We start from the raw sequence: 20,512 nt of genomic DNA, 5'->3' as shown, positions 1-20,512 counted from the left end.
ATCAGGCCCTGCGTGGAGCGGCTGTTGCCGCATGCCGTGCGCGCACCTTGCCGGCCGACAGGCACACCACTTCGGAGATTTGCAGGAGCTGCCGCGCCAGCGGGCTGGTCTTGCGCCAGACCATGCCAATGGTGCGCGAGGGTTGCGGATCGGCGAAGCGCGCGACCGACACGGAGGCCGAGCGCGTCTCCACCGGCAGGGCCACTTCCGGGATCAAGGTCACGCCGATGCCGGCGCTGACCATCTGAACCAGCGTCGACAGCGAATTCGCATCCAGCATCTCGCGCGGCGGGGCCGATTGCATGTTGCAGAACGACAGCGCCTGGTCGCGGAAACAATGTCCTTCCTCGAGCAGCAAGAGCCGCATCTCGCGCATCATCTCGCGTGAGGGCACCGGCGTTCCCTCATCCGTGCCCGGTCGCACCAGCAGGAATTTTTCCTCGAACAATGCAACTTCGGTCAACGATGGTTCAGAGACCGGCAGCGCGACGATCGCGGTGTCGAGCCGGCCTTCGGTCAGCTCCTGGATCAGCTTGGGTGTCATCGTCTCGCGCACGCGGATATCGAGCTCCGGATGCAGGCGCGTGAGGTTCTTGGTGATCGTGGGCAGCAGATAGGGCGCGATCGTCGGGATCATGCCAATGCGCAGGCGGCCGGCGAAGCGGTCGCGCGAGGCGCGCGCGAAGTCGCCGAGCTCATCGACCGAGCGCAGGATCTCGCGCACGCGCTGGGCGAGCTCCTCGCCGAAGCGCGTGAGTGCGACCTGGCGCGCGCTGCGCTCGAGCAAGAGGCCGCCGAGCGTCTCCTCCATTTCCTTGATCTGCATCGACAGCGCCGGCTGCGAGATCGAGCAGGCTTCCGCCGCGCGCCCGAAATGGCCGAGACGCGCCAGCGCATCGAAATATCGGAGCTGCCGCAGCGTCAGATTTATCATCAGAAAATCCTATCGCAGCGATCATTAAAGTCAACTTTACCTGATAAGAGGGGGCGCCTAGAGTCGCTTGACCTGGGTCATGGCGAAGTTCGACGCCACCAGAGGAGGTATTCATGGACGATCAAGCAAAATGCCCGTTCACGGGCGGCAAACCCGCACCCTCGAACCGCGAGTGGTGGCCGAACCAACTGGATGTCCAGGTCCTGCACCGGAATTCCGATCTGTCGGATCCGATGGGCGAGGACTTCGACTATGCCAAGGAATTCAAGACGCTCGACCTGAATGCGGTCGTCAAGGACCTGCATGCGCTGATGACCGACTCCCAGGAGTGGTGGCCGGCCGACTTCGGTCACTATGGCGGCCTGATGATCCGCATGGCCTGGCACAGCGCGGGCACTTACCGCATCACCGACGGTCGCGGTGGCGCCGGTGCCGGTCAGCAGCGCTTCGCGCCGCTGAACAGCTGGCCCGACAACGCCAACCTCGACAAGGCCCGCCGGCTCCTGTGGCCGATCAAGCAGAAGTACGGCCGCAAGATCTCGTGGGCCGACCTGATGATTCTCGCCGGCAACGTCGCGCTGGAGTCGATGGGCTTCAAGACGTTCGGTTTTGCGGGTGGTCGCGCCGACGTCTGGGAGCCGGAAGAATTGTATTGGGGGCCCGAAGGCACGTGGCTGGGCGATGAACGCTACAGCGGCGAACGCCAGCTCGCCGAGCCGCTCGGCGCGGTGCAGATGGGCCTCATCTACGTCAATCCGGAAGGACCGAACGGCAAGCCGGATCCGGTCGCGGCCGCCAAGGACATCCGCGAGACGTTCTTCCGCATGGCGATGAACGACGAGGAGACCGTCGCGCTGATCGCCGGCGGCCACACCTTCGGCAAGACCCACGGTGCGGGCGATCCGTCTCTCGTCGGACCCGAGCCGGAAGCCGGTGCGCTGGAAGATCAGGGTCTCGGCTGGAAGAGCAAGCACGGCACGGGCATCGGCGCCGACGCGATCACTGGTGGTCCGGAAGTCACCTGGACGCAGACGCCGACGAAGTGGAGCAACTATTTCTTCGAGAACCTGTTCGGTCACGAATGGGAGCTGACCAAGAGCCCCGCGGGCGCGCAGCAGTGGAAGGCCAAGGTGACCGAGGCGGTCATTCCGGACGCGTTCGACAAGTCCAAGAAGCATGTTCCGACCATGCTCACGACCGACCTCTCGCTGCGTTTCGATCCGGCCTATGAGAAGATCTCGCGGCGCTTCCTCGCGCATCCCGACCAGTTCGCGGACGCCTTTGCCCGCGCCTGGTTCAAGCTCACCCACCGCGACATGGGTCCGATCGCGCGCTACCTCGGCCCGCTGGTGCCGAAGGAGACGCTGATCTGGCAGGATCCGATTCCGGCCGTCGATCATGAGCTCGTCAGCGAGCACGAGGTCGCTGGCCTGAAGACGAAGATCCTGGCTTCCGGCCTCTCGGTGTCCGAGCTGGTCTCCACGGCCTGGGCATCGGCCTCGACCTTCCGCGGCTCCGATAAGCGCGGTGGCGCCAACGGCGCGCGTATCCGCCTTGCCCCGCAGAAGGACTGGGAGGTCAACCAGCCGGCCCAGCTCTCCAAGGTGCTCGGCAAGCTCGAGGCGATCCAGAAGGAGTCCAACGCGGGCAAGAAGAAGGTCTCGCTTGCCGACCTCATCGTCCTCGGCGGTGGCGCCGCGGTCGAGAAGGCTGCGAAGGACGCCGGTATCGACGTGAAGGTGCCGTTCACGCCGGGCCGCATGGATGCGTCGCAGGAGCAGACGGACGTTCCGTCCTTCGCGCCACTCGAGCCGCGGGCTGACGGCTTCCGCAACTATGTCGGCGGCAAGCATCAGTTCCTGAGGCAGGAGGAAGCTTTGGTGGACCGGGCGCAGCTGCTCGTGCTCACCGCGCCGGAGCTGACGGTTCTCGTCGGCGGTCTGCGCGTGCTCGGTGCCAACGCAGGTGGTTCGAAGAACGGCGTGTTCACGGCGAAGCCGGGGACGCTGACCAACGACTTCTTCGTCAACCTGCTCGACATGAGCACGCAGTGGGCGCCGGTTGCCAACGGCGCGTATGAGGGACGTGACCGCAAGACCAATGCGGTCAAGTGGACCGCGACCCGCGCCGACCTGATCTTCGGCTCGCACTCCCAGCTCCGCGCCTTCGCCGAAGTCTATGCGAGCGCGGATTCGAAGCAGAAGTTCGCCAAGGACTTCGTCGCGGCCTGGACCAAGGTGATGAACGCCGATCGCTTCGACATCGCCTGAGGTGCTCTACCTCTTCCCGCTGGGGAGAGGTGAAGGAAAACAAAAAGGGCGGCCGAGAGGCCGCCCTTCGTGTTTGCAGTGCCGAGAGATTTACTCGCCGGCCGCTTCGCGCGGAGCCTGCTGGCCCTCGGTAGCCTTCTGCTTGGCCTCGAGGTCCTCGCCGGTCTGCTGGTCGACCGCCTTCATCGACAGGCGGGTCTTGCCGCGATCGTCGAAGCCGAGCAGCTTGACCTTGACCTTGTCGCCTTCCTTGACGACGTCGGTGGTCTTTTGCACGCGGCTGGCAGCGAGCTGGCTGATGTGGACGAGGCCGTCCTTGGAACCGAAGAAGTTCACGAAGGCGCCGAACTCCATCACCTTGACGACGGTGCCGTCATAGATCTGGCCGACTTCGGGCTCGGACGCGATCGACTTGATCCACTTGATCGCGGCCTTCATCGCCTCGCCGTCGCTGGAGGCGACCTTCACGGTGCCGTCGTCCTCGATGTTGACCTTGGCGCCGGTCTTCTCGACGATCTCGCGGATCACCTTGCCGCCGGTGCCGATCACTTCGCGGATCTTGTCGGTCGGGATCTTGAAGGTCTCGATGCGCGGCGCATATTCGCCGAGCTCGGCGCGGGCCGCGGTCAGGGCCTTCGCCATCTCGCCGAGGATGTGGATGCGGCCTTCCTTGGCCTGGCCAAGCGCCACCCGCATGATCTCCTCGGTGATGCCCTCGATCTTGATGTCCATCTGGAGCGAGGTGATGCCCGCTTCCGTGCCGGCGACCTTGAAGTCCATGTCGCCGAGATGGTCTTCGTCACCGAGAATGTCCGAGAGAACCGCGAAGCGCTTGTCTTCGAGGATCAGGCCCATCGCGATGCCGGCGGTCGGCCGCTTCAACGGCACGCCGGCGTCCATCAGGGCGAGCGAAGCGCCGCAGACCGATGCCATCGAGGACGAGCCGTTGGACTCGGTGATCTCCGACACCACGCGCGTGGTGTAGGGGAATTCGTGGTGCGGCGGCAGCACGGGATGGATCGCGCGCCAGGCGAGCTTGCCGTGGCCGATCTCCCGACGCTTGGTGCCGCCGAGGCGCCCGGTTTCGCCGACCGAGTAGGGCGGGAAGTTGTAGTGCAGCAGGAAGGTTTCCTTGTACGTCCCCGACAGCGCGTCGATGTACTGCTCGTCCTCACCGGTGCCGAGCGTGGTCACGACCAGCGCCTGGGTCTCGCCGCGGGTGAACAGCGCCGAACCGTGGGCGCGCGGCAGCACGCCAACTTCCGCGACGATGTTGCGGACCGTCTTGACGTCGCGGCCGTCGATGCGCTTGCCGGTATCGAGGATGTTCCAGCGAACGATCTTGGCTTCCAGCTCCTTGAACACGGCGGCGACACGGAGCTTGTCGTATTTCGGCTCCTGCCCTTCCGGGAAGAAGTGCGCCAACACCTTTTCCTTGGCGGCGCCGACGGCGGCGTAGCGTTCCTGCTTGATCGGGATCGCGTAGGCGGTGCGCAGCTCCTGCTCGATCAGGCCGAGCATCTCCTTCTCGATCGCGGAATTGTCGATCGCGACGACTTCGCGCGGTTCCTTGGCGGCCTTCTCGGCGAGCTCGATGATCGCGTTGATCACCGGCTGGAAGTGGCGGTGACCGAACATCACCGCGCCGAGCATGATGTCCTCGTTGAGCTCCTTGGCTTCCGATTCCACCATCAGCACGGCGTCGGCGGTGCCGGCGACGACGAGGTCGAGCTGGGTATCGACCATCTCGTCGAGGGTCGGGTTGAGCACGTACTCGTCATTGACGAAGCCGACGCGGGCGGCGCCGATCGGACCCTTGAAGGGCGCGCCGGACAGCGTCAGCGCGGCCGATGCGGCAACCAGCGCCACGATATCGGGATCGTTCTCCATATCGTGCGACAGCACGGTGACGATCACCTGCGTCTCGTTGCGCCAGCCGTCGACGAACAGCGGACGGATCGGACGGTCGATCAGGCGGGAGACCAGCGTCTCCTTCTCGGTCGGACGGCCTTCGCGCTTGAAATAGCCGCCGGGAATGCGGCCCGCGGCATAGGCCTTCTCCTGGTAGTCGACCGTCAGCGGCAGGAAGTCGACGCCTTCGCGCGGCGCTTTCGCGGCCACGACGGTGGCGATCACCACGGTCTCGCCGTAGGTCGCGAGGACGGCGCCGTCGGCCTGGCGCGCGACCTTGCCGGTTTCAAGCTTGAGAGGGCGTCCGCCCCAGTCGATCTCGACTGAATGCTTATTGAACATAGATGTCTTCTTTCATGGGTTCTCGAAAGAAGGGGCGCGTCGAAAAACAAAAACCATGCGCAAGATTGCGGGACGCTGATCGAAACGGGTGATCAGCGTCCTGCGATCCTGCCATGGTTTTTGGATTTCGGATGGCGTCCATCCTTTCGGGTCATACGGGCGCCTTGCCCGTTGCGCCCAGCCGCCGGATTGCTGCTGGACAGGTCAGTCGGCATGAGCGTGAACGCCAAATCGCGGCCTTCGACCATCATGCCCCGGATGCGAATCGGTATTGGCCCGCACCCGACATGCGCGTGAGCCTCGATCAAAAACCTTGAAAAAAGTGCTTTCGTTCGAAACCACGCGCAAAAACGCGCGCCGGTGGCGCGCGCAAGAGCTCTTAACGACGAATGTTGTGCTTCTCGAGCAGCGCCTTGTACCGCGCCTCGTCCTTCTTCTTCAGGTAGTCGAGGAGCGAACGGCGCGTCGACACGAGCTTCAAGAGGCCGCGTCGCGAATGGTTGTCCTTCACGTGGGTCTTGAAATGGTTCGTGAGGTTGTTGATGCGTTCCGAAAGGATCGCGACCTGGACCTCAGGCGAGCCGGTGTCGCCGGCCTTGGTGGCATTCGTCTTGATGACTTCCGCTTTGCGTTCTGCGGCAATCGACATCGTCAATTTCTCTCGTTGCGACCGGCGCTGGCAGTCAGGCCGGTCAGGTTGAACACACGCTTGGGGATGATTTCGCCATTGCCAACTTCAGCAAGCGCCAAAAGACGGCCTGCCACCGTGACATAGACTGTGCCGCTACAAGTGGGCGCATCCCGTCCGCGCAATAAAACGGCCTGGCCCCGATGGAGCCTTGCCGCATCAGCCCGAGTGACGGCCAGTGCCGGGATGTCGTCCAGCGCGGTCTCAACGGGCAAAAGCGCGTCGGCGAGGCTGCCCTCGCCGGACGCGGCTCTATGGCACAAAGCCTCCAACTGATCCAGCGGAATCATGTCGTTCTCGCCAAATGGACCGACCAGGGTCCGCCGCAGCGCGCAGATATGGCCGAAAGTGCCAAGAATCCGGCCCATATCGCGGGCCAACGCGCGGACATAGGTCCCCTTGCCGCATTCGGCTTCGAATACCGCTCGATCGCTATCTGGTTGATCCACAAGGGATAAATGGTGAATCTCAACCGGGCGGGGGGCCAGTTCCAAGACCTCGCCGTCGCGCGCCAAGTCGTAGGCACGCTCGCCCTGGACCTTGATCGCGGAATAGCGCGGCGGGACCTGCTCGATGACGCCGGTGAACCGGGGCAGCAGCGCCAGGATGGCCTCCCGGGTCGGGCGCTGGTCGGAGGTCGCGGTCGCCCGGCCCTCGATATCATCGGTATCGCGCTCCTCGCCCCAGCAGACGGTGAAGCGGTAGCGCTTGCGGCCGTCCATCACGAAGGGGACGGTCTTGGTGGCTTCCCCGAGCGCGATCGGCAGGCCGCCGGAGGCGAGCGGATCGAGGGTGCCGGCGTGGCCGGCGCGCTTGGCCTGGAACAGGCGCTTCACCACCGCAACGGCCTGCGTCGAGGTCATTCCGATCGGCTTGTCGAGCACGACCCAGCCGTGCACATCGCGCCGGTCGCGGCGCGGCTGATTGTTCTTTTGCTGCTTGGCACGCGGATCATTGTTGACGCGGCGCTCCTGCGCATGCGGCGTGGCGTCGCCGCGCAGTTCGGCAAAATTATTTTTCTGCACGTCGCGCGAATCAGCATCTTCGGTGCCGATTGCACCGTGAGCCGGGTCCGTCATCATTGTTCTTCTTCCCGATCCGAATCCGGATACTGTTCCAGATCCTTGTCCAAGTCTTTTTGCACCGCAGGCGTTCGCAATAATTTCTCGATCCGTTCCGCTTCGTCGAATCGCTCGTCGACGCGGAAGCGAATGTCAGGTGCAAATTTCAGGTTAACGCGCCGCGCGACTTCGCCGCGCAGGAATTTCTTGTTGCGATCGAGCGCTGCAATCACGCGTTCGGTGTCACGGCCGCCGAGCGGCATCACGTAGATGGTCGCGAGCTTCAAATCCGGCGACATCCGTACCTCCGGCACGGTGATGATGTGGCCTTCGAGGTCCGCATCATGCACATTGCCTTGCGCCAGAATATCGGCCATCGCATGGCGAACCTGCTCGCCGACGCGCAACTGTCGCTGCGAGCCGCCGGGCGCGGAGCTCTTTTTCTGATGGTGGCGGGGCATTTCTCTGAAAAATCACCTCATCATGCCTGTGATGGGACACGGGCATTGTCATTGTCATGTTGAACGAATGAGACGTCGATGGCCGGAATGAATCCGGCCATCGCGCTCTCGCAATTTCAGTTCAAAAAGATCCAGGCGCTTCGGTAAGATTTGGACTTACAGGGAGCGCTGGATCGTCTCCACTCGATAACACTCGATCACGTCGCCCACGCGCATGTCGTGGTAGCTCTCGAAGGCCATGCCGCATTCCTGGCCGGCCTGCACTTCCTTCACTTCGTCCTTGAAGCGCTTCAGCGTCGACAGCTTGCCTTCGTGCACGACGACGTTGTCGCGGATCAGGCGCACATTGGCGCCGCGTTCCACGGTACCGTCGGTGACGCGGCAGCCGGCGACCTTGCCGACCTTGGAGATGTTGAAGATCTCCAGGATCTCGGCATTGCCCAGCATGGTTTCGCGCAGGGTCGGCGCGAGCAGACCGCTCATCGCCTTCTTCACGTCATCCACGAGGTCGTAGATGATGTTGTAGTAGCGGATCTCGATGCCGTTGCGCTTGGCGGCCGCGGCCGCCTCCTTGTTGGCGCGAACCGAGAAGCCGATGATCGCTGCGTTGAAGCCTTCAGCGAGCGTCACGTCGGATTCCGAGATGCCGCCGACACCGGCATGCAGGATGCGGGCTGCGACTTCGTCGGTGCCGAGCTTCTCGAGCGAGCCGAGGATCGCTTCCAGCGAGCCCTGGACGTCGGCCTTGACGATCAGCGGGAATTCCTTGCGGCCCGCGGTCTTCAACTGCGACATCATCTGCTCGAGCGAGCCACGCATGCCGGAGATCGAGGCTGCCGCGTTCTCGCGCTTCTGGTGCGCGCGGTAGCTGGTGACCTGCCGGGCGCGGGCTTCGTTCTCGACGACCGCGAGACGGTCGCCGGCCTCCGGCGGACCGTTGAAGCCGAGCACTTCGACCGGCACCGACGGACCTGCCTCCTGCACCGTGTCGCCCTGATCGGAGATCAACGCACGGACACGGCCCATCTCGGCGCCTGCGACGATGATGTCGCCGACACGGAGCGTGCCGCGCTGGACCAGCACGGTCGCGACGGGACCACGGCCGCGGTCGAGCTTGGCCTCGATCACGGTGCCCTCGGCCGGACGCTGCGAATTGGTCTTCAGGTCGAGGATTTCGGCCTGCAGCGCGATCATCTCAAGCAGCTTGTCGAGATTGGTCTTGTTCTTGGCGGAGACCTCGACGTCGACGACTTCGCCGCCGAACGATTCGACCTGCACCTCATGCTGGAGCAGCTCGGTGCGCACGCGCTCGGGCTTTGCGTCGGGCTTGTCGATCTTGTTGATCGCCACGATGATCGGCACGCGCGCCGCCTTGGCGTGGTTGATGGCCTCGACCGTCTGCGGCATCACGCCGTCGTCGGCCGCGACCACCAGCACGACGATGTCGGTGACCTTGGCGCCGCGAGCGCGCATGGCGGTGAACGCGGCGTGGCCGGGCGTGTCGATGAAGGTGATCTTCTTGCCGCTCTCAGGCGACAGGACCTGATAGGCGCCGATATGCTGGGTGATACCGCCGGCTTCGCCCGAGACCACATTGGCATGACGGAGCGCGTCGAGCAGCGAGGTCTTGCCGTGGTCGACGTGGCCCATCACGGTCACGACGGGCGACCGCGTTTCGGTGTCGGTGGAATCGTCGACGGCGTCGAACAGGCCTTCCTCAACGTCCGACGCGGCGACGCGCTTGACGGTGTGACCCAGTTCTTCAGCGATAAGCTGCGCAGTGTCGGCGTCGATCACGTCGGTGATCTTGTGCATCGCGCCCTGCTTCATCAGCATGCGGATGACGTCGACCGCGCGCTCGGACATGCGGTTGGCGAGTTCCTGGATGGTGATCGCTTCCGGGATCGTCACCTCGCGGATCAGCTTTTCCTTCGGCTCGTTCGAGGCATGGCCCTTCAGGCGCTGGGTGCGTCGGCGGAACGAGGCGATCGAGCGCTCGCGCACTTCGTCGGCATTGAGCGCGGTGACGACCGTCAGGCGGCCGCGCTCCTTCTGCGGGCCGGGCTTGTGGGTGGTCTTGGGGGCTGCCGCCGGACGCGCGACGCCGCCGGGACCGCGGCGGATCTGGCGCGGACCCTCGTCCTCGTCCGGTCCGGCGGCGACTGCGGGGGCGCGACCCGCCGGGCCGGCCGGCCGCTGCGTGGTCGTTGCGGGCCGGGCCGCGGAGGCCGTCGGCCGCGCACTGGTCGTCCCGGGCCGCGGCGCAGGAGCCGCCGGTGCTGCCGTCGCGGTGCGCGCCGCAGATTGCGGCTGCTCGCCTTCGCCAAAACGCTTCTTGGCCTCGATCTCGGCCTTCCGCTTGGCTTCGTCTTCGTGGCGATGACGTTCGTCCTCGGCCTTGCGGCGGGCTTCAGCGGCCTCGCGCTCAGCGCGCTCGGCGGTTTCGCGGATGGCGCGGCGCTGGGCCTCTTCCTCGGCCTGGCGGCGTTCCTCGACCTCGCGCAGCTTGGCATCGGCCAGCGCGCTGGCGCGGGCGGAACGTTCGTCCTCGGTCAGCGTGCGCAGCACCACGCCGGAATTGGCGTTGCGCGGCGCGGCGGGCGGCGGAGCCGGGCGCGCCGCAGGAGCGGGGGCGGCCGGCGCCGGCTTCGCAACCTCAGGGGTGTGCGGCTCGGTGTCCCCGATCCGGCGCTTGCCGCGCTTCTCGACCACAACCTGCTTGCTGCGGCCATGGCTGAAGCTCTGGCGCACGGTGCCCGTTTCGACGCGCGGCTTGAGCGTCAGCGTCTTGCTCGGAACGCTCAGCTTCTTGTCGCCAGGGGTCTTGGTATCAACCATTCAGCAGTCCTAATCTTGTTGTCGTTGTGCGTTGCCGCACCGTCATACCGGTCGTCGTTTGTCTTCAGAAATCCTGGCCGCGCTTTTCGGCAGTCTCGTCATCGTCCGCCATCCGGTATCGGACCAGCATCTGGCTACGTGACAGGAATGTCCTGCTCGCCGGGCCCGCGAGCAGCGCAGCATGTATCACATTTGACCTGCCTAGTGCCAAATCCAATTCTGCCGATTTCAATGCGGTGACGACCGGAATTTGCGTCTTCTCGTCGCGATTCCGCTCGTTTTGCCGCACCATCGCGTCCAATTTGCGGATTCCGTCCTGAGCTCCGTCACTGGCGTGGATCAGGACTGCAACCGCTCCCTCTTTCAGGGCGGTCTCGACTTTGCCGAAACCGGCCAGGACCTGGCCCGCCTTGGTGGCAATCGCCAGCGCCTCGGTCACACTCCGAACTAGCAGCGTTTCCGTGTTAGAGGGAAGCGTCGGCGGGACGCGCAAATTGCGCCTGAAGGCCTTGCTGAAATGGTTACGGCGGACGGCTTCCGCAACCGCCTGTCGCGAGGCCGATATCCACATGCCCCGGCCAGGGAGCTTGCGCTTGAGGTCGGGAACAATATCGCCCTGGGGTGAAACGACGAAGCGGATCAGCTCGTCGATCGGCCGGACCTTTCGGCTGACCACGCACATGCGCATGGTCGCGGACCTTTCGGTCCGCGGTCCATGGTCGAGTTCGGGGTCACTGCTGGCAAGCATCCGGGCGACATCTCCTGATCGCCCTTAAGCCGGCTGCTGTTCGGACGCCTCGGCGTCTTCAGCGGGCTTGGCGAGGTCGGCCTCGGTGATCCAGCCGGCCTTGACGCGCGCCTGCATGATCATCGCCTCCGCATCGTCGCGGGAGATGTCGATGCCGTCGAGCGCGCCCTTGAACTTGGTCTGCTCGCCGCCTTCCTTGCGCTCGGTCCAGCCGACCAGGTCGTCGGTGGCGCAACCGGCGAGGTCGTCGACCGTCTTGATATCGTTCTCGCCGAACTTCACCAGCATCTTCGATGTGACGCCGGGCACGTCCTTGACGGCGTCCTCGACGCCGAGTTCCTTGCGCTTGGCCTCGAGCTCGGCTTCCTGCTGCTCCAGATATTCGCGCGCGCGGTTCTGAAGCTCCTGCGCGGTCTCCTCGTCGAAACCTTCGATGCCGGCGAGTTCCTTGACGTCGACCATCGCCAGTTCCTCGACCGAGGTGAAGCCTTCGGACGCCAGCAATTGACCGACCACCTCGTCGACATTGAGCGATTCCATGAAGACGCGGGTGGAGTTCTCGAAGTCGGCCTGGCGGCGCTCCGATTCCTCCTGCTCGGTCAGGATGTCGATGTCCCAGCCGGTAAGCTGCGAGGCGAGGCGGACGTTCTGGCCGCGGCGGCCGATCGCCAGCGACAGCTGGTTGTTGGTGTCGGGCACCACGACCTCGATGCGCTCGCGGTCCTCGTCGATGACGACCTTGGACACTTCGGCCGGCGCCAGCGCGTTGACCACGAAGGTCGCGATATCCGGCGACCAGGGGATGATGTCGATCTTCTCGCCCTGCAATTCGTTCACCACCGCCTGCACGCGAGAGCCGCGCATACCGACGCAGGCGCCGACCGGATCGACCGAGGAATCGCGGGAAATCACGCCGATTTTCGCGCGCGAGCCGGGATCGCGGGCCACCGCCTTGATCTCGACGATGCCGTCATAGATTTCCGGCACTTCCTGCGCGAACAGCTTCGCCATGAACTGCGGATGGGTGCGGGAGAGGAAGATCTGCGGGCCGCGGGTCTCGCGGCGCACGTCGAAGATATAGGCGCGGACGCGATCGCCGTTGCGGAACACCTCGCGCGGCAGCATCTCGTCGCGGCGGATGATGGCTTCGCCACGGCCGAGATCGACGATCACGCTGCCATATTCGACGCGCTTGACGACACCGTTGACGATGTCGCCGATGCGGTCCTTGAATTCCTGGTACTGCCGGTCGCGCTCGGCCTCGCGCACCTTCTGCACGATGACCTGCTTGGCCGACTGCGCGGCGATGCGGCCATATTCCAGCGGCGGCAGCGTATCGGCAATGGTGTCGCCGACCTGGGCGCCGGGATTGGCGCGCTGCGCGTCGACCAGTGAAATCTGGTTGGAATGATTTTCAACCTTGTCGACGACCAGCATGTGGCGCGACAGCCGGAGCTCGCCCTTCTTGGGGTCGATCTCGGCGTGAACGTCGGTCTCGCTGCCGTAACGGGCGCGCGCCGCCTTCGCGATGGCGTCCTCCATCGCGGCAATGACGATACCGCGGTCGATCGATTTCTCGCGCGCAACGGCGTCGGCGATCTGCAGCAATTCAAGTCGATTGGCGCTGACTGCCATGGTTAGTCTCCTTCGTCAGGCTCGATTTCGCCGCGCCGCGCCCGTTCGGCGGCCAGGCGATGTTGCTTGGTGTTCTTCGGTGCCGGGTTCTTTTTCGGCTTGGTGTTCTTGGTCGTCTTTTCGCTGATCTTGGCGTGCGCCGGTTGCGGCGGCTCCAGGCCGAGATTGCGGCGCATCTCGCGTTCCTGCGCCTTGCCCCGGCGCATGGACTCCGCGATCAGCTCGTCGGTCAGGACCAGTCGCGCCTCGCCGATATCCTCCATCACCAGGAGAACGTCGGTGTCCTCGCCGGCCTTGACGTCGTCGCGCGTGATGCGAACGCGGTCGCCTTCGATGCCGGCAATGGTGCCGCGGAAACGCTTTCGTCCGTCATGGGCGACGCCCATCTCGATCTTCACGAGGTGACCCAGATGGCGCTCGAAATCGGAGCGGCGCACCAGCGGCCGGTCGATCCCCGGCGAGGATATCTCCAGCCGATAGGCGCGGTCGATGGGATCGGCGACGTCGAGCACCGGCGACAGCGCCCGCGAGATCGCCTCGCAATCCTCGATCTGCATTGAGCCGTCCGGCCGCTCCGCCATGACCTGGACCGTGCAGCCGGCTTCCCCGGAGATGCGGATCCGCACCAGGCGATAGCCCATGCCTTGCAGCACGGGGCCCGCGATCGCCGAGACCCGCGCGGCCACGCCCGGCTCGACCACGAGCCGCGGCTCGGCCAATAGCTCGGTATCTGTGGAACCAGCGCTGGGTTCGATCATATCAGGGGTCAAGACGCTTCTAGTGGTTAACGCTTGCTTTAAGCTGCTTTAGGGAACTCGTGGGGTCGGTCGGCCCTCGCAGACGTGGTCGCCCGATCTCGTCGTCGATGCAGGTAACAAAAAAGAGCGGGTCCTTCCGGGCCCACTCTCAATACCGATCGTATGAGAAGATAAGTTGGCGCGGATATAGCGCTTTTCGCCCCTCTCGACAAGGCCCGGCCGCCCCAGGAGCGGCTTTTTGTGCGGCCCATGGCCTAACCGTTCCTTCACCAAGGATGGCCTAAATTGCCTGCTGGCGGCGCATTTTAAGGCTTCTCGTGTACTCCCGGCGTGCCCAATGCGAGTTTGCGTTTCATGACCGTTGCCACGTCGCTCATTCCCGGACTGGACGAGATCGTTAGGCGTGGCGACCCCCGGCGTCGCAGCGACATCGCGCGCGCCGTCGCTGACCTGTTCTTCCAGGACGCCGCCAAGCTCAGACCTGATCTCGTCGATCTCTTCGACAATCTCCTGATCGACCTCGTTCCGCATGCCGACCTGACGGCGCGCATCGATCTTGCCGAACGGTTTTCGCGCGTGGCAAACGCGCCGCGCCATCTCGTCGGTCAGCTCGCGCGCGAAAACGAAATTCAGGTGGCGGGCCCCGTGTTGCGCCGCTCGCCGGTGCTCGACGAAGCCGCGCTGCTGGAGATTGCGCGCCTGAAAGGTCAGGGCCACCTTCTTGCCATGACCGAGCGACCCGTCCTGTCCGCCGACATCACCGATGTGCTGGTCGAGCGCGGCGATCGCGACGTGGTGCGGCGTACCGTCGGCAATGCCGGTGCGATGTTCTCGGCAGGAGGCTATTCGGAGCTGATCAAGCGTGCGGCACAGGACGGCGTGCTGACGCTCAAGATCGGCCAGCGCGACGATCTCTCCGGCGACCAGCTCAGGGACCTCCTGGGCGGAACGCTCGACGTCATCCGCCGTCGTCTGTCGAGCGTGGTCAAGCCTGCGCGCCAGGCCGAGATCAGGCGCGCGATGAACGAGCTCGAGGAGGCCTCGCTGCCGCCAGGTCCGCGGCGCGATTATGCGGCGGCACAGCGCACCGTGCTCGGCCTGCATCGCGAAGGTCACCTCGGCGAAAGCGCGCTGCTCGGCTTCGCCAAGGCCCACAAATATGAGGAATCCATCGCTGCGCTGTCCGCGATGTCCGGCGTCAGGCTCTCCGTCCTCGACCGGCTGATCGCCGGCGACCGTTACGATCCGATCCTGATCCTGGGCCGGGTTCTGAATTTCGGCTGGCCGACCGTGCGCGCCCTGATCCTGTTGTGGTACGGCCCGCAGCGCGCGCCCGCAGATGCCGATATCGAAGCGGCGCGAATGAACTTCACCAAGCTGATGCCGTCGACTGCCGAGCGCGTCGTGAATTTCTGGCGCAGCCGCCAGACGATCTGAGGCTCAGAGCATGATCCGGAAAAGTGTGGAGCGGTTTTCCGAGAGGATCATGCTCAAATAACGACCTAAAGCGCGATGACGATTCATCCTAATCTCATCGGGCTTTAGAATCTCCGGAATCGCAAATACGCCGCCTTGCGGCCCTCGCGCTCGGCTTTTCTGCCATAGCGCGTCATGGTGTAGCCGTCCCAGGGCTTCCGAAAATCGTCGGCGCGCTCGGCGAGCCAGACGAAATCCGGCGAGCGCGCGAGATGCGACAGCGTCCAGGCGCAGTAATCGTCGATGTCGCAGACGAAGCGGAATTCGCCGCTGCTTCTAAGCACGCGCGCCATCGCGGCAATGGTCTTGTCCTGGACGAAGCGTCGCTTCCAGTGCCGCCGCTTCGGCCAGGGATCGGGATGGATCAGGTCGATCCGCGACAGCGAAGAGTTCGGCAGCCAGGCCAGCAGCTCGGCGGCATCGCCCGCGAACAAGCGGATATTGCCGATATTGCGCGCCTCGATCTGCGCGAGGATCTTTGCCATGCCGTTGACATAGGGCTCGCAGCCGATGAATCCGGTGGCCGGAAAGTCTTGCGCCTCCGCCGCCAGATGCTCGCCGCCGCCGAAGCCGATCTCGAGCCGCAGCGCTTGCGCGGCGGGATCGAAGATCTCGCGCGCATTCGCAGGCGCGCCTTGCGTGATGTCGAGCGCGAGATGCGGCAGCAGATGCGCAACGAGGTCGGCCTGGTGCTGGCGGAGCTTGTGCCCCTTGCGGCGGCCGAAGAACGCGCGTTCGCCGTCGTCAGCGCGAGCCGGATCCGATCTGCGCTCGCTCATCGCAGCGTCTGGTACAGGCGATAGAGCAGCCGCGCGCGCGGCTCGAGCGAGGAGACGTAGAGCTGCTCATAATGGGTGTGTGCGCCCTTGCCGTCGACGCCGAGCCCGTCGAGCGTCGCGGTATGGGCCGCGGTGAAATTGCCGTCCGATCCGCCGCCGGTGTGGGTGTCGATCAGGTCGAAGCCGAGCTCGCCCGCCAGCGTTTTCGCGTGCTCATAGAGCGAGGCGCCGGAATTGCTCTTTTCGTAGGGCGGCCGGTTGAGGTTGCCCGTCACCTTGACGGTGACGCCTTCGGTCTTCGATGTCAGCCCAAGAATCTTTCCGACGAATTCTTCGGCGTCGGCATTGCTAAGCACGCGCAGGTCGACCTCGGCATAGGCTTCTTCCGGCGTGACGTTGGGTCGCGTGCCACCGCGCACCACGCCGACATTGACGGTGACGCCACGCTCGAGATCGTTCATCCCCTCAAGTGCGTGGATGATGTGGGCGAGCTCGCGGATGGCGCTGCGGCCATCCTCGGGCCGCGAGCCCGCATGCGCTGGCACGCCCTTGATGAAGATTTCGAATCGCCCGACGCCCTTGCGGCCCGTGACGATCTTGCCGCCGTCGCGCGCCGGCTCCGTCACCAGCACATATTTGGCCTTGCGTCCTTCCGCTTCGATCAGCGCGCGCGAAGTCGGGCTGCCGATCTCCTCGTCCGAGGTGAATATGTGGGTGATACCGAGCGGCGAGCGGTCGGACGTGGCGCACAGGTTGCGGAATGCGTGATGGGCGATATAGGCGCCGCCCTTCATGTCGTAGATGCCGGGGCCGAAGGCGCTGTCGCCCTCGACCTTGAAGGGCAGGCGCTCGATGAAGCCCATCGGGTGTACTGTATCGAGATGGCTGAGCACGAGAATGCCGGGTCTGTCCTGTCCCCATGCCGAACGCACCACGAGATGATCACCGCAGCCATTGATGCCCGCGACGCGTTCGGTCGTGACGGGCAGGTCGCGATGCTGCTCGGTGACGACAGACATCAGCTTGTTGACCTGCTCAGGCGCCTCCGTCGGCGTCTCGATCTCCACCCAGTGGCGAATGCCCTCGAGGATGGTCGCAGTGTCGAACGGATTTGAGCTGGACATGTCGTCGCCTAAAGCCTCGGGGTGAGCAATGTCGCGGAAGGTCGCGCGCCTTATACGCGGACCGCACATCACGACATAGGCCAGATTTGGCGCAGCCTCATGGCCCGAATGCAGGGCGCGTCAGCGGTTGTCGGGGCCTTCGCGGGCGGCAATCTGCTCGACGAGATCGACGATCGAGCGGCGCAGCTTGGAATCGGTGATCCGGGTGAAGGCTTTCGTCAGCGCCAGCCCTTCGGACGTGGCGAGGAAGTCGGAGACGTAGGAGGGCGAGGCGCCCTCGCTGAAGCCTTCGGGGCCCGGCGTGCCGCTCGGTCCGCCCTCGAACAGGAACGACACCGGCACCTGGAGGATTTCCGCGATCTGCTGAATGCGACTCGCGCCGACCCGGTTGGTGCCCTTCTCGTATTTCTGGATCTGCTGGAACGTCAGGCCAAGCGCTTCGCCAAGCTTCTCCTGGCTCATGCCCAACATGATGCGGCGCATGCGCACGCGGCTGCCGACATATTTGTCAACAGGGTTGGGCGCTTTCGACATCTCCTCTGCCCTCCTCAGACACCTTTAGCGCAACAGGGGAGTATGCGTCAGGTGATAACGTCGCCAAAACCTCTCTTGGGATTTTTGGGAAACATTGCGGAGAAATTTAGCAACGCCCCACTGTCTTGGTGCAGCAAGGGCAGAATGCGGAGCGCGCCGCCGCTCTGTCAACCGGTGGATTACGGTTGTCAAAAGTTTACCGGCAGCGCCGCCGGCGATCAGGGAAGCCGTCTGGCAACGCGCTTGCGCACTGCAAGAATGACGGCGAGCGCGACGAGGATCGCGGCCGGAATGTCGCCGACCCTGGCATACACGGTCGGCGGGATCGCAGTGGGCAGGCCCGAATCCAGCACGCCTTCGATGCCGAGGCCAAGACTGGCGACGACCCGGCCGACGGGATCGACGACCGCCGAAATCCCTGTATTTGCCGAGCGGACCAGCGGCAATCCGAGCTCGATGGCGCGCATCCGCGCCTGCTCCATGTGCTGGTGCGGGCCAGTGGAAATTCCGAACCAGCCGTCATTGGTCAGGTTGACGATCCAGCCCGGGCGTTCTTCGCGTCCCGCAACGTCACCGGGAAAGATGGCCTCGTAGCAAATGAGCGGTAGCGCGGACGGCGCGCTCGGCACCGGCAGCGCGTGCCGCAGGGTGCCGGGAATGAAGCCGCCCTGAACCCGGGTCAGTTGCTCGAAGCCGAGCTTCTCCATCAGATCCTGATAGGGAAGAAATTCTCCGAACGGTACCAGGTGCAGCTTGTCGTAGACGGAAAGCACGCTGCCGTCGTGGTCGATCACGTAGATCGAGTTATAGGCGCGCGTGATTCGCGTGCCGGGCGGCAGATCGGGCGCACGGACCGACCCCGTGATCAGCACCGTTCCCTTCGGCAGGAGGTCCGCGATTTGCGCCATCGCGTCGGCTTCGCGGGTCAGGAAGAACGGAAAGGCGGATTCAGGCCAGATCAGGATGGTGGCATCGCGTACGCCGGTCGACTGGGGTCCGGAGGCGCGGTCCGACAAAGCGAGGTACTTCTTCATCACCTCCGCCTTGGCGGAGTAGTTGAACTTGGCGTCCTGCTGGAGATTCGGCTGCATCAGGCGGAGCTTTGCGCCCGCCACCATCGTCGTTGGATGCAGCGACAGGCGGATCGCGCCGAAGATGCCCATGACGATCAGCAATGCGATCGCTGCGACCGGCACGCGCCACGGCATTTTCCGATTCGCGGTGCGGTCGATCAGCACCGCGGGACTGGCGAAGATCGCGACCGTCAGGAACGTCATGCCCCACAGGCCGATCAGGGACGCGGTCTGTGCCAGCGGCAGCGGCTCGGACAACGCATAGCCGAAGGCATTCCAGGGAAAGCCGGTCAGGGCATGGCCGCGCAACCATTCGGCGACGGTGAGACTAGCCGCGAGCGCGAGAATGCGCCCGCCGTCCTTGGTCCAGAGCAGCCGTGCCAGGCCAAAGCCGATCGCCGTGTAGATCGCGAGATAGGCCGGCAGGCCCAGCACCGCGAACGGCGTGAGCCAGGCAAAGGTCTGGGCATCGACGAAGAAGGCGTAGCCGATCCAGTAGAGGCCGGGGACGAAATAGCCGAGCCCAAACCAGTAGCCGGTCAGCGCAGCGGCTGGAACGCCACCGAACCGGCCGCCGCCGGCACCGTCGATCAGCCAGACCAGCACCGGAAAGGTCAGGAACAGCACCGGCCAGGCGTTGAACGGTGAGAGCGCCAGCACCGAGAGCGCGCCGGCCGCCATGGCAATGAGCGCGCGCTTCCATCCCCAGGTGAGGATGATGGCAAGAGCGACCATCCGAAGTCGTTGCGCCGGGGTCACTGCGTGCCGGCTCCGTCGCTGGGCGGCGGATTGGGCGCGTCACCGGATGGCGGCGTACCTTGATCGGGTGAGGCCTCGCGGCGGCGGCTTTCGCGCTGGGTGCGCGGGGCCGGACGCTCTTTGCGGGCCGCGATGCGCAGCCGCTTGACGCGGCGCGGGTCGGCGTCGAGCACCTCGACCTCGTAATTGCCGGGGCCGGAGATCACCTCGCCGCGTACCGGCAGGCGGCCGACGAAGCTGACGAGATAGCCGCCGAGCGTCTCGACCTCTTCACCCGCCTCGCCAGTGACGAAATCCTCGCCGATCACGGAGCGGACGTCGTCGATGCTCGCGCGCGCATCGGCGATGAAGGAATTGTCGAGCTGGCGCACGATCGACGGCGGCTCGTCGCTGTCGTGCTCGTCGTCGATCTCGCCGACGATCTGCTCGACGATATCCTCGAGCGAGACCAGCCCGTCAGAGCCGCCATATTCGTCGACCACGAGCGCGAGATGGATGCGCGAGGCCTGCATCTGCGCAAGCAGGTCGATCGCCCGCATCGAGGGCGGCACGTAGAGGAGCTTGCGGATGATGTTGGCGTCCTGCAGCGGCAGCGCGAGGTCGACCGCGCGCAAATCGAGACCGGCAGGCAGCGGCTTCTTGCGCTTGGTCTTGGTGGCCTCCGAGACGCGGGCCTTGGCTGTCATGAAGGTCAGGAGGTCGCGGATGTGCACGATGCCGACGGGATCGTCGAGCGTCTCGTTGTAGACCACGAAGCGGGAATGGCCCGCGCTCTCGAAACGGTCCATCAGCTCGCCGAGCGGGATGTCGCGCTTCACCGCGATGATGTCGGCGCGATGCACCATGACGTCGGCGATACGGCGCTCATGCAGGTTGAGGATGTTGCGCAGCATGGTGCGCTCGACGGCGGAGAAGCCGGCATCGTCAGGCGTCGTGGCGTCGAGCACGACCTGGAGATCGTCGCGGACCGATCCCGCCTTCCAGCCGAACAGCGTGCGGATCGCGCGGATCAGCCAGCCTTCGGCGGTCGGACGCGCGATCTCGCCCGGCTGCACCACCGCGGGCAGGTTGCGGGTGTTTCGCGGATTGTCGTGGATTGGTTCGGAATCCGCCATCTCAAT

General features: G+C 64.8%; 16 protein-coding genes. 2 read left to right on the top strand and 14 right to left on the bottom strand.

What is annotated here, in order from left to right; genetic code table 11:
- Position 1 precedes the first annotated feature (1 nt).
- Positions 2-934 (bottom strand): hydrogen peroxide-inducible genes activator, encoded by a 933-nt coding sequence (locus Q2941_RS03105; RefSeq protein WP_458191630.1) that lies wholly within the window; start codon positions 932-934, stop codon positions 2-4.
- A 113-nt stretch (positions 935-1,047) separates the two neighbouring features.
- On the opposite strand from Q2941_RS03105, the gene katG reads away from it, so the two are divergent.
- Complete coding sequence (katG, locus tag Q2941_RS03100; protein WP_458191629.1) at positions 1,048-3,204, top strand: catalase/peroxidase HPI; 2,157 nt, start codon at positions 1,048-1,050, stop codon at positions 3,202-3,204.
- Between the two features lie 90 nt (positions 3,205-3,294).
- Here the strand turns inward: katG and pnp are convergent, their stop codons facing one another.
- The 8 genes from pnp to rimP all read right to left on the bottom strand — a co-directional run bounded on the left by pnp (position 3,295) and on the right by rimP (position 13,646).
- Positions 3,295-5,457, bottom strand: coding sequence for a polyribonucleotide nucleotidyltransferase (gene pnp, locus Q2941_RS03095; RefSeq protein WP_458191628.1), 2,163 nt, complete (start codon positions 5,455-5,457; stop codon positions 3,295-3,297).
- Between the two features lie 379 nt (positions 5,458-5,836).
- Positions 5,837-6,106 carry a 30S ribosomal protein S15 gene (gene rpsO, locus Q2941_RS03090; RefSeq protein ID WP_008540131.1) on the bottom strand — a complete coding sequence of 90 codons (270 nt, stop codon included), beginning with the start codon at positions 6,104-6,106 and terminating at the stop codon, positions 5,837-5,839.
- 2 nt (positions 6,107-6,108) lie between these two features.
- Positions 6,109-7,227 carry a tRNA pseudouridine(55) synthase TruB gene (truB, locus tag Q2941_RS03085; protein ID WP_458191627.1) on the bottom strand — a complete coding sequence of 373 codons (1,119 nt, stop codon included), beginning with the start codon at positions 7,225-7,227 and terminating at the stop codon, positions 6,109-6,111.
- On the bottom strand, positions 7,224-7,667 hold the full coding sequence (rbfA, locus tag Q2941_RS03080) for a 30S ribosome-binding factor RbfA (RefSeq protein WP_027528326.1): 444 nt from the start codon (positions 7,665-7,667) through the stop codon (positions 7,224-7,226). Before rbfA ends, truB begins: the two co-directional genes overlap by 4 nt.
- A 156-nt stretch (positions 7,668-7,823) precedes the next feature.
- A complete protein-coding gene (gene infB, locus Q2941_RS03075; RefSeq protein ID WP_254109772.1) occupies positions 7,824-10,505 on the bottom strand; it encodes a translation initiation factor IF-2 in 2,682 nt (893 codons plus the stop codon).
- A gap of 64 nt (positions 10,506-10,569) precedes the next feature.
- The gene (locus Q2941_RS03070) at positions 10,570-11,253 is read right to left on the bottom strand and encodes an RNA-binding protein (RefSeq protein WP_458191626.1); all 684 of its coding nucleotides are present in this window, start codon (positions 11,251-11,253) and stop codon (positions 10,570-10,572) included.
- A gap of 24 nt (positions 11,254-11,277) precedes the next feature.
- A complete protein-coding gene (gene nusA / locus Q2941_RS03065; RefSeq protein WP_027528329.1) occupies positions 11,278-12,888 on the bottom strand; it encodes a transcription termination factor NusA in 1,611 nt (536 codons plus the stop codon).
- 2 nt (positions 12,889-12,890) lie between these two features.
- Positions 12,891-13,646 (bottom strand): ribosome maturation factor RimP, encoded by a 756-nt coding sequence (gene rimP / locus Q2941_RS03060; RefSeq protein WP_458191625.1) that lies wholly within the window; start codon positions 13,644-13,646, stop codon positions 12,891-12,893.
- A gap of 354 nt (positions 13,647-14,000) precedes the next feature.
- On the opposite strand from rimP, the gene Q2941_RS03055 reads away from it, so the two are divergent.
- Entirely contained in the window at positions 14,001-15,083 is a 1,083-nt protein-coding gene (locus Q2941_RS03055; protein ID WP_458191624.1) for a DUF2336 domain-containing protein, read from the top strand.
- 104 nt (positions 15,084-15,187) lie between these two features.
- Here the strand turns inward: Q2941_RS03055 and trmB are convergent, their stop codons facing one another.
- The 5 genes from trmB to Q2941_RS03030 form a co-directional block, all read right to left on the bottom strand.
- Positions 15,188-15,901, bottom strand: coding sequence for a tRNA (guanosine(46)-N7)-methyltransferase TrmB (gene trmB, locus Q2941_RS03050; RefSeq protein ID WP_458191623.1), 714 nt, complete (start codon positions 15,899-15,901; stop codon positions 15,188-15,190).
- Positions 15,898-17,025, bottom strand: a complete 1,128-nt coding sequence (locus Q2941_RS03045) for a M20 family metallopeptidase (RefSeq protein WP_458191622.1) — start codon at positions 17,023-17,025, stop codon at positions 15,898-15,900. Before Q2941_RS03045 ends, trmB begins: the two co-directional genes overlap by 4 nt.
- Before the next feature lie 120 nt (positions 17,026-17,145).
- Complete coding sequence (locus tag Q2941_RS03040) at positions 17,146-17,559, bottom strand: helix-turn-helix domain-containing protein (protein ID WP_027528334.1); 414 nt, start codon at positions 17,557-17,559, stop codon at positions 17,146-17,148.
- A 218-nt stretch (positions 17,560-17,777) separates the two neighbouring features.
- The gene (gene lnt / locus Q2941_RS03035) at positions 17,778-19,391 is read right to left on the bottom strand and encodes an apolipoprotein N-acyltransferase (RefSeq protein WP_458191621.1); all 1,614 of its coding nucleotides are present in this window, start codon (positions 19,389-19,391) and stop codon (positions 17,778-17,780) included.
- Entirely contained in the window at positions 19,388-20,506 is a 1,119-nt protein-coding gene (locus Q2941_RS03030; RefSeq protein WP_027528336.1) for a hemolysin family protein, read from the bottom strand. Before Q2941_RS03030 ends, lnt begins: the two co-directional genes overlap by 4 nt.
- Between the last annotated feature and the right edge of the window lie 6 nt (positions 20,507-20,512).

Source organism: Bradyrhizobium sp. UFLA05-153 (assembly GCF_054185185.1).
This window is presented reverse-complemented; position numbering and strand designations above follow the sequence as displayed.

Excerpts from the sequence above, each read along its gene's own strand:
- Q2941_RS03070 (WP_458191626.1), bottom strand. The coding sequence starts at position 11,253 with ATGCTTGCCAGCAGTGACCCCGAACTCGACCATGGACCGCGGACCGAA.
- rbfA (WP_027528326.1), bottom strand. The coding sequence starts at position 7,667 with ATGCCCCGCCACCATCAGAAAAAGAGCTCCGCGCCCGGCGGCTCGCAG.
- Q2941_RS03030 (WP_027528336.1), bottom strand. The coding sequence starts at position 20,506 with ATGGCGGATTCCGAACCAATCCACGACAATCCGCGAAACACCCGCAAC.
- Q2941_RS03045 (WP_458191622.1), bottom strand. The coding sequence starts at position 17,025 with ATGTCCAGCTCAAATCCGTTCGACACTGCGACCATCCTCGAGGGCATT.
- Q2941_RS03105 (WP_458191630.1), bottom strand. The coding sequence starts at position 934 with ATGATAAATCTGACGCTGCGGCAGCTCCGATATTTCGATGCGCTGGCG.
- katG (WP_458191629.1), top strand. The coding sequence starts at position 1,048 with ATGGACGATCAAGCAAAATGCCCGTTCACGGGCGGCAAACCCGCACCC.
- rimP (WP_458191625.1), bottom strand. The coding sequence starts at position 13,646 with ATGATCGAACCCAGCGCTGGTTCCACAGATACCGAGCTATTGGCCGAG.
- rpsO (WP_008540131.1), bottom strand. The coding sequence starts at position 6,106 with ATGTCGATTGCCGCAGAACGCAAAGCGGAAGTCATCAAGACGAATGCC.
- trmB (WP_458191623.1), bottom strand. The coding sequence starts at position 15,901 with ATGAGCGAGCGCAGATCGGATCCGGCTCGCGCTGACGACGGCGAACGC.
- truB (WP_458191627.1), bottom strand. The coding sequence starts at position 7,227 with ATGATGACGGACCCGGCTCACGGTGCAATCGGCACCGAAGATGCTGAT.
- infB (WP_254109772.1), bottom strand. The coding sequence starts at position 10,505 with ATGGTTGATACCAAGACCCCTGGCGACAAGAAGCTGAGCGTTCCGAGC.
- Q2941_RS03055 (WP_458191624.1), top strand. The coding sequence starts at position 14,001 with ATGACCGTTGCCACGTCGCTCATTCCCGGACTGGACGAGATCGTTAGG.
- Q2941_RS03040 (WP_027528334.1), bottom strand. The coding sequence starts at position 17,559 with ATGTCGAAAGCGCCCAACCCTGTTGACAAATATGTCGGCAGCCGCGTG.
- nusA (WP_027528329.1), bottom strand. The coding sequence starts at position 12,888 with ATGGCAGTCAGCGCCAATCGACTTGAATTGCTGCAGATCGCCGACGCC.
- pnp (WP_458191628.1), bottom strand. The coding sequence starts at position 5,457 with ATGTTCAATAAGCATTCAGTCGAGATCGACTGGGGCGGACGCCCTCTC.